We start from the raw sequence: 8,369 nt of genomic DNA, 5'->3' as shown, positions 1-8,369 counted from the left end.
TCGAGCTCCCCCGACTGGACTCGAACCAGTAACCTGCCGGTTAACAGCCGGCTGCTCTGCCAATTGAGCTACAGGGGAATGACCTCGTTGCTTCGCAGCCTCCCCTGGATGCCGAAGGCATCTCAGGGGCGCGGGGAACTGCGCGACCAGCCCCCACCGGCCCGCACCCGACGAACGTCACCCCGCAGTGCGCGGAATGCGCTCCTCCCACGTCCGGTGGAAGACGACCTCGCCGCCGTCCCGGCACACCACCTCGTTCGACGTCACGAACTCGGTCGCCGTGCAGGAGATCTCGGAGCGGGTCTGCACCGTCGCGTCCCAGGCCATGTCGGGCCGGTGCAGCCGGATCGACCAGTCGGAGCGGGTGCGGGCCGACAGCGGGTCGTCCTCCTGGATGACGTAGGTCTCCAGCGCGTCCTCGGTGAACTCCAGGCCGTCCGGGTAGATCCGGGTGCCGCCGTAGCGCGGGTCGACCTCCAGCTTCCACTCGCCCTTGGCGACGTCCCGGACGACGAGGCGTTCGGGGCGCTGCTCCTCCAGGGAGGCGGGGTAGACGACGCCGAGCGGCGGGGACTGCACGGGGGCCTCGAAGTCGATGGTGCCGCCCGGCTCGGCCGACCTGACCGGGAGTTCCAGCGCGCTGCCCACCGGGTTCAGCGTGAACCCGGCCTGCGAACCGGCCTGCGGCCACACCCACGGCCAGTACGCCGAGGAGACCGCGAGCCGGATCCGGTGGCCCGCCGGGAAGGAGTGGCCGATGCCGTTCAGCTCGAAGGTGACGTCCTCGGTCGACCCGGGCAGCCAGGGCACGTTCGCCGCCCGGCCGTGCCGGGAGGAGAGGTTGAGGACCCCACGGGTCACCAGCGTCGACGAGCCGTCCGGCGCGATGTCGCAGAGCCGGGCCACGATCTGCCCGCGCGACGCCTCCGACGACACCCGCAGGCTGACCCGCGGGCGGCCGAGGACCTGGACGTCCTGCGGCACCTCGAACTCGAAGCAGGCGCTCTTGGCGTCCTCGTCCCGCTGGTCGGGCGGCAGGTCCGCGTCGTTGCCGAACGGGAAGAAGCGGCCCGCGTCCAGGCCCGTGTGCTGCGGGGAGCGGACGACGACGGGGGAGCCCTGGAGCGCGTAACTCACCGTCGTGACGTTCGGGGACGGCCAGGACGGGTCGCCGACCCAGTGGCCGGGCAGTTCGTCGTAGACGGTCGCGGGCGGGTGCGAGTCGCTGATGTACGAGCGGAGCTTCGGCTCGGCCAGCACCCCGGTGTCCTCGCCCTTCAGCCAGTGGTCCCACCAGCGCAGCGTCTCCTGGAGGAAGCCGATCGCCGGGCCGGGCGGCAGGCCGCGGTCCGGGTACTGGTGCGACCACGGCCCGATGAGACCGCGCACCTGCTCGTCCGGGAGGTGCTCGACCAGCCGCAGGACCGTGTCGCGGTACGGGTCGTGCCAGCCGCCGACCGCCAGGACACCGGCCTTGATCGCCGAGTAGTCCTCGCAGACGCTGCCGTGCCGCCAGTAGTCGTCGCGGGTCTGGTGCTTCAGCCAGGTGTGGATGAACGGGTCGACGGCCTCCAGGCGCTCGGTCCACATCTGCCGCCAGCCGTCGCCGACGAACTGCGGGTCCGGCGGGCGCGACACGAACGCCAGCATCGTGGCCGCCCAGGCGTGCATGTCGACGGCGAGGACCGAACCGCCCGTGTAGTGCACGTCGTTGTCGTAGCGGTCGTCCGCGGAGCAGACCGTGACGATCGCCTTCAGGGGTTCCGGGGCGAGGGCCGCGATCTGGAGGGAGTTGAAGCCGCCCCAGGAGATGCCGAACATGCCGACCTTGCCGGACGACCAGGGCTGCTCGGCCAGCCACTCGACGACCTCGACGCCGTCGCTGAGCTCCTGCGCGTCGTACTCGTCGCCCGGCAGGCCCTCGGAGTTGCCGTGGCCGCGCACGTCGACGCGGACGGAGGCGTAGCCGTGGCCCGCGTACCAGGGGTGGCGCTGCCAGTCGCGGGGCGCGGTCCAGTCGGAGAGCCGGTACGGGAGGTATTCGAGGAGCACCGGAACCGGTTCGTCGGTGACCGGCCGCCAGACACGGGCGAAGAGCGTCGTCCCGTCCGAGAGGGGTACGCGAATGTCCTCGCGGGTCGTGCCGTAGGGGAACTCGGTCTGGATGCGGGGAGATGCAGGGCTCATGGGGATACCTCAGTGAACGGGGTGCATGGTGCGGCGCAGCCACGGCGCCAGGGCGATGACGGCGACGCCGACCGCGATGGCGATGGCGCCGTTGACGCCGAAGTACGCGGGGTTGGAGACCTCGCCGTAGAGCTTCACGGTCTGCGCCTGGATGCCGTTGGCGAGGGCGAGGGAGAGGAACCAGAGCGACATCGTCTGGTTGGCGAAGGCCTTCGGGGCCAGCTTCGTGGTCGCCGACATGCCCGACGTCTCCAGCAGGATGTCGCCGAGGCCGAGCAGCAGGTACGAGCCGACGATCCACCAGGCGGACATCAGGTAGGTGTCGCCGCTGTGGCCCGACGTGGGCAGCACCATGAGGACGAAGGACAGACCGCCGAGGATCACGCCGATGGCGATCTTGTTGGAGGCGTGCGGCTGGCGCGGGCCCATCCGCGCCCACACGGTGGCCACGACGGGCGCGAGCGCCACCTCGAAGGCGCCGAGGGCGGACGCGTACCAGCTGGCCGGGAAGTGGAAGCCGAAGATCTCGGTCCGCGCGTTCGTCGAGGCCAGCAGCATCATCGTGGAGTAGGCCTGGAACAGGATGAAGTTGAAGGCGACCGAGGCCAGGAAGAGCACCACGTAGGGCTTGAGCCGGCCGCGCTCCTCCGTCGTGACCCGGGGGCTCCTGAACATCACCACGAAGTACACGACCGGCGCGATCACCGAGATGATCGTCAGCAGGTCGACGAAGCGGTCCATGGTCAGCCAGCCCGCGGCCGCCAGGATCCCGGCGAGCGCGGCCACCACGACGGCGCCGATCACGATCGTGCGGACCGCCCGGCGCAGCGCGTCGTCGGGCAGCCGGAACTCGGCGGTGGCCTTGCGCCCGGCCAGGTGGCGGCGCCCGGCCACGTACTGGATCAGGCCGAAGGTCATGCCGACCGCGGCCGCGGAGAAGCCCCAGTGCCAGCCCTTGTGGTCGCCGAGCCAGCCGGTGATCAGCGGTCCGGCGAAGGCGCCGATGTTGATGCCCATGTAGTACAGGGCGAAGCCGGCGTCGCGGCGCTCGTCGTCGGTGCGGTAGAGCTTGCCGACCATGGTGGCGACGTTCGGCTTGAGCAGGCCGGTGCCGGCGCTGATCAGACCGAGGCCCACCCAGGTCATCGTGGCGGTCGGCACCGCCATGGAGTAGTGGCCGCAGGCGATGAGGACGCCGCCCCACAGCACCGCGCGGTAGGAGCCGAGGATCCGGTCGGCGAGCCAGCCGCCCGCGACGGAGACCAGATAGACCAGCGTGCCGTACGCGGCCGAGACCGACGCGGCCGTGCCGGGGTCCATGCCCATGCCGCCGTGTGCGACGGTGTCGGCGAAGAACAGGACGAGAATGGCCTGCATGCCCAGGAACGAGAAGCGTTCCCAGACCTCCAGGCCCGACAGCGTGAGCAGCCCGCGCGGCTGCCCGAAGAAGGCGGTGTCGTCGCCCGGCGGCGGCTGGTCGGCCGCGCTGTCGGGGTCGGTGGCGGTGCGGGACAAGAGGCATACTCCCGGTCGTATCGGCTGATCAAGAACATACCGGGGGTGTCTGGGACCCGCTCGATCTGGGTTGCACGGGCAGGTGCCCCCTGTGATCGAAACGCGACCGGATACGCTGACTTGGGTGATGACAGCGACACATCGACAATCCGTGTCATCGACCGAATGATCGATCGAGATCGAAGCCGGGAGCGACGTTGCGAGCGAGGTCCGAAGCACCGTCGGGACCGGCCGAGGGACCGGCCGAGATCGACCGCGTTTCGCCATGTGATCGTCGTGATCGTCAGCAGACAGGAGACCCACTCGTGACCGTCGTCGGGACTTTCGGTCTCAGCGTGAGGGACCAGGCTCTCGAAGCCGATGTCCAGGCCGGATTGGCGGCTGTCGAGGAGGGACTGCTCGAGGCCACCAAGAGCGAGGTTCCCTTCATCACGGAGGCCGCCCAGCACCTCGTGCGAGCCGGGGGCAAGCGGTTCCGCCCGCTGCTCGTGGCGCTCGCCGCCCAGTTCGGCGACCCGTACGCGCCGGGTGTCGTGCCCTCCGCCGTCGTCGTCGAGCTGACCCACCTGGCCACGCTCTACCACGACGACGTGATGGACGAGGCGGACGTGCGCCGCGGGGTGCCCAGCGCCAACGCCCGCTGGGGCAACTCGGTGGCCGTGCTCACCGGCGACTTCCTCTTCGCCCGCGCCTCGCACATCCTCGCCGACCTCGGCCCGGACGCCGTCCGCATCCAGGCGGAGGCGTTCGAGCGTCTGGTCACCGGCCAGATCCTGGAGACCGCGGGCCCGGCCGACGGCCGCGACCCGGTCGACCACTACCTGGACGTGCTCGGCGGCAAGACCGGCTCGCTGGTCGCCGTGGCCTGCCGCTTCGGCGCCATGATGTCCGGCGCCGACGAGACGGTCGTGGACGTCCTGACGCAGTACGGGGAGCGGCTCGGCGTCGCCTTCCAGCTCGCCGACGACGTGCTCGACATCGCCTCCGACGCGCACGAGTCCGGCAAGACCCCGGGCACCGACCTGCGCGAGGGCATCCCCACGCTGCCGGTGCTGCGGCTGCGCGAGCGCGCGGAGCGCCTGGGGCTCGCGGAGGACCGGGAGCTCGTCGAGCTGCTCGACGCGGACCTGACCGACGACGCCCGGCTCGCCGAGGCCGTCGCGCGGCTGCGGGCCCACCCGGCCCTGGAGCAGGCCCGCAAGGACACGGTGCGCTACGCGGAGGACGCCCGCGCGGCCCTCGCCCCGCTCCCCGAGTGCGAGGCGAAGGTGACGCTGGTGGAGCTGTGCGACGCGGTGGTGCACCGCGCCGGTTAGGGCGGCGCTGTCGGGGGACCGAGCCGGGTGTGACTCAGGTCACACCCAAGGGTCGGTCCCTCCGTGTCATCCCGTAGGTGTACGCGGAGTTGATCCCGCGGGCTGACGCCTCTCCGTGGCCGGTTTGGTCAGATTGAGTACACCACTCCCGACCAATTCGGGTGAGAATGGCGGCTTGGGGTGGACGCCGCCGCCGATCACGGAGGTAGGGCAACAGACATGGCACCGTACGAAACCGAAGACAGCCAGGGCGCCGGCCAGAGCGCGCTGCGCCGCAAAGCCGTCCGGTACGCGGTCCCGGTGGCCGTGGTGGGAGTCGCCGCGGCGGCGATCGGGCTCGTCCCGGCGCTCGCCGACTCCGGCGACCCGGACCTGCCGAAGGTCACCGCCCAGGAGCTCATCGAGAAGATCGCCGCGTCGGACACCGAGCAGCTCTCCGGCACCGTCAAGATCCACACGGATCTGGGGCTGCCCTCGCTGGGCGGCGCCGCGTCCTCGTTCGGCGGGGGCGGCGGGGGCGGCGGCAAGGACTCCTCGTCGGCCGACCCGAAGGAGAAGCTGACCGAGCTGGCGAGCGGCACCCACACGCTGCGGGTCGCCGCGGACGGCCAGGACCGGCAGAAGCTGTCGGTGCTCGACGACGCGTCCGAGTACAGCGTGATCCACAACGGCGACGACCTGTGGGCCTACGACAGCGCGTCGGACGAGGCGTACCACGCCACCACCGACCGTGCCGCGGGCAAGGACCAGCACAAACCGCGCGGTTCCGAGGCGCCCGCGACGCCCAAGGAGCTGACCGACGAGATCCTCAAGGCGTCCGGCGACACCACCTCGATCACCGTCGACGGCACGGCGCAGGTCGCGGGCCGGGACGCCTACCGGCTGCAGATCAAGCCGAAGCAGTCCGGCTCGACGGTCGGCGCGGTCACGGTCGCCGTGGACGCGAAGACCGGTACGCCGCTGAAGTTCACGCTGACCCCGGCGAGCGGCGGCGCGGCCGTCGTCGACGCGGGCTTCACCAGCGTCGACTTCGGCAAGCCCGCCGCGTCCACCTTCGACTACAAGCCGGCGAAGGGCACCAAGGTCACCGAGGCCGACGACCTGCCGGCCCAGGACCGGCAGGGCAAGGTGCCCGAGGAGTTCAAGGGCGCCGAGGGCCTCGACGGGCTGAAGGTGATCGGCGAGGGCTGGACGTCGATCGCCGAGCTGAAGCTGCCGAAGGAGGCGGCGGGGCTGGCCTCGGGGGCGGGCACCGCCGACATGCCCGGCGACGCCCAGAAGTTCCTGAGCTCGCTCGGGGACCGGGTGAAGGGCGACTTCGGCTCGGGCACGGTCTACTCGACGCGCCTGGTCAACGTGCTGGTCACCCAGGACGGCACGGTTTACGCGGGCGCGGTCACCAAGGACGCGCTGGTCAAGGCGGCCGACGCGGGCTGAGCCCGGACCGGCGGCGGACGGTGACGGTGAGGAGGCGGTGCGCACCGCCTCCTCACCGTCCGGCATGCGAGGAGGGGTATGGCGGCGTCGGCCGGCCCGGCCGTCTCGGTGATCGAGACCCGGGAGCTCACCAAGCGGTACCGCGGGGGCCAGCTGGCCGTGGACCGGCTCAGCCTGACCGTCCCGGAGGGCGCCGTCTTCGGCTTCCTCGGGCCGAACGGCTCGGGCAAGACCACCACCATCCGCATGCTCATGGGACTGATCGAGCCGACCGGCGGCACCGCCCGGGTGCTCGGCAGCCCCATGCCGCGCGCGGTGCGCAGCGTGCTGCCGCAGGTGGGCGCGCTGATCGAGGGGCCCGCCCTGTACGGGTTCCTGTCCGGCCGGGACAATCTGCTGCGCTTCGACGCGGCGGACCCCACCGCCGATCCGCGCACCCGTCGCGCCCGGGTCGGGCGGGCCCTGGACCGGGTGGGCCTGACGTCCGCCGCGGCCAAGAAGGCGAAGGCGTACTCGCTGGGCATGAAGCAGCGCCTGGGCCTGGCCGCCGCCCTGCTCCAGCCGCGCAGACTGCTCGTCCTGGACGAACCGACGAACGGTCTGGACCCGCAGGGCATGCGCGAGATCAGAACCCTGGTGCGGGAGCTGGCCTCCGACGGCACGACCGTCTTCCTCTCCTCGCACCTCCTCGACGAGATCGAGCAGGTCTGCACCCACGCGGCCGTGATGGCGCAGGGCCGGCTCCTCACCCAGGGCCCGGTCGCCGACCTGGCCGCCGGCGCCCGCGGCAGGCTCACCGTCACCACCCCGGACCCGGCGGACGCCCGCCGCGTACTGAAGGAGCACGGCATCACGGTTCTGGCGGCGGCGGGTGATCAGGTGACGGCCGAGCCGCCGCCCCCGGAGACGGACCTGGCGGATCTGAACACGGCCCTCGTGGAGGCCGGGGTGCGGGTGCGCGGGTTCGGCGTCGAGCGGGCGTCCCTGGAGGACGCGTTCGTCGCGCTGACCGGGGAGGGCTTCGATGTCGCGGGCTGAGGCGGCGGCGCCGCCGGCGCCGGTCCGGGCGCTGTGGACCCTCGGGCTGCTGCGCTCCGAGCTGGCGATCACCTTCCGCCGCTGGCGCACGCTCGCCCTGCTGGCGGTCCTGACCGGGGTGCCGGTCCTCATCGGCATCGCCGTCAAGATCGAGACGAGCGACGGCGGGGGGATGGGCGGGGGCGGCGGCGAGGGCGCGGGCGGCCCGGCCTTCATCGCGCAGATCACGAACAACGGCCTGTTCCTGGTCTTCACCTCGCTGGCGGCGACCCTGCCGTTCTTCCTGCCGATGTCGGTCGGGGTGGTCGCGGGCGACGCGATCGCGGGCGAGGCCAACGCCGGAACGCTCCGCTATCTGCTCGTCGCCCCCGCGGGCCGCACCCGCCTGCTGCTCACCAAGTACGCCACGACCATGGCGTTCTGCCTCGTGGCGACCCTGGCCGTGGCGGTCTCGGCGCTGATCACCGGAGCGATCCTCTTCCCGCTCGGCGACCTGGTCACCATCTCCGGTACGCGGATCGGCTTCGGGGACGGCCTGTGGCGGGCCTTCCTCATCGCCCTGGTGGTGGCGGCCTCGCTGCTCGGGATCGCCGCGCTCGGCCTGTTCGTCTCGACGCTCACCGGCAGCGGTATCGCGGCGATGGCGACCACGGTGGGGCTGCTGATCACCGTCCAGATCCTCGACCAGATCCCGCAGCTGCACGCGATCCAGCCGTACTTCTTCTCCCACCAGTGGCTGTCCTTCGCCGACCTGATGCGCGAACCGGTCTACTGGACCGACCTGGTCAAGAACCTGGAGATCCAGGCGCTGTACGCGGCCGTGTTCGGCTCGGCGGCCTGGGCCCGCTTCACGGCGAAGGACGTCACCGCCTGACC

At 71.7% G+C, this 8,369-nt stretch carries 6 protein-coding genes and 1 tRNA gene; 4 read left to right on the top strand and 3 right to left on the bottom strand.

Annotation, left to right across the window (positions count from 1 at the left end; all coding sequences use genetic code 11):
- Positions 1 to 5: 5 nt before the first annotated feature.
- The 3 genes from ABZ930_RS12510 to ABZ930_RS12500 form a co-directional block, all read right to left on the bottom strand.
- Positions 6 to 78, bottom strand: a tRNA-Asn gene (locus ABZ930_RS12510).
- 99 nt (positions 79 to 177) lie between these two features.
- The gene (locus ABZ930_RS12505; RefSeq protein WP_361545696.1) at positions 178 to 2,187 is read right to left on the bottom strand and encodes a CocE/NonD family hydrolase; all 2,010 of its coding nucleotides are present in this window, start codon (positions 2,185 to 2,187) and stop codon (positions 178 to 180) included.
- A 9-nt stretch (positions 2,188 to 2,196) separates the two neighbouring features.
- Complete coding sequence (locus ABZ930_RS12500) at positions 2,197 to 3,702, bottom strand: peptide MFS transporter (protein ID WP_361545693.1); 1,506 nt, start codon at positions 3,700 to 3,702, stop codon at positions 2,197 to 2,199.
- Positions 3,703 to 4,007: 305 nt separating this feature from the next.
- Between ABZ930_RS12500 and ABZ930_RS12495 the strand changes: the two genes are divergently transcribed.
- From ABZ930_RS12495 to ABZ930_RS12480, 4 genes are all read left to right on the top strand, one after another.
- A complete protein-coding gene (locus tag ABZ930_RS12495) occupies positions 4,008 to 5,018 on the top strand; it encodes a polyprenyl synthetase family protein (protein ID WP_361545690.1) in 1,011 nt (336 codons plus the stop codon).
- A gap of 219 nt (positions 5,019 to 5,237) precedes the next feature.
- Positions 5,238 to 6,455, top strand: coding sequence for a DUF2092 domain-containing protein (locus ABZ930_RS12490; RefSeq protein ID WP_361545687.1), 1,218 nt, complete (start codon positions 5,238 to 5,240; stop codon positions 6,453 to 6,455).
- Positions 6,456 to 6,533: 78 nt separating this feature from the next.
- The gene (locus tag ABZ930_RS12485) at positions 6,534 to 7,493 is read left to right on the top strand and encodes an ABC transporter ATP-binding protein (protein WP_361545684.1); all 960 of its coding nucleotides are present in this window, start codon (positions 6,534 to 6,536) and stop codon (positions 7,491 to 7,493) included.
- Complete coding sequence (locus tag ABZ930_RS12480; protein WP_361545681.1) at positions 7,480 to 8,367, top strand: ABC transporter permease; 888 nt, start codon at positions 7,480 to 7,482, stop codon at positions 8,365 to 8,367. The genes ABZ930_RS12485 and ABZ930_RS12480 overlap by 14 nt, the downstream gene beginning before the upstream one ends.
- Positions 8,368 to 8,369 lie beyond the last annotated feature (2 nt).

This window comes from Streptomyces sp. NPDC046716, from assembly GCF_040645755.1.
In the GTDB taxonomy this organism is placed as follows: domain Bacteria; phylum Actinomycetota; class Actinomycetes; order Streptomycetales; family Streptomycetaceae; genus Streptomyces.
Note: the sequence above shows the minus strand (reverse complement) of the source record. Positions and strands in the feature narration are given on the sequence as shown.